Origin of the sequence: Bacillus cereus group sp. BfR-BA-01524 (assembly GCF_022662595.1) — a bacterium.
GTDB lineage: Bacteria > Bacillota > Bacilli > Bacillales > Bacillaceae_G > Bacillus_A > Bacillus_A thuringiensis_S.
This window is the reverse complement of the sequence record NZ_JAKUDW010000523.1, coordinates 1-204: the sequence shown is the minus strand read 5'-3', so window position 1 is coordinate 204 and position 204 is coordinate 1. Positions and strand designations below refer to the sequence as shown.

Below are 204 nucleotides of genomic sequence, written 5' to 3'. Positions count from 1 at the left end.
GGAGGTATACCCAAGTTCGGCTGAAGGGATCGGTCTTGAAAACCGACAGGCGGCGAGAGTCGCGCGGGGGTTCGAATCCCTCTACCTCCTCCATTTTTAAATTTCATATTGTCGCGGGGTGGAGCAGCACGGTAGCTCGTCGGGCTCATAACCCGAAGGTCGCAGGTTCAAATCCTGTCCCCGCAACCAAATGGTCCCGTGGTG

At 56.9% G+C, this 204-nt stretch carries 2 tRNA genes; both read left to right on the top strand.

From position 1 onward, the window contains the following. Positions 1-93, top strand: a tRNA-Ser gene (locus MR170_RS32165). Between the two features lie 19 nt (positions 94-112). Then, positions 113-189, top strand: a tRNA-Met gene (locus tag MR170_RS32160). The last annotated feature ends 15 nt before the right edge of the window (positions 190-204 follow it).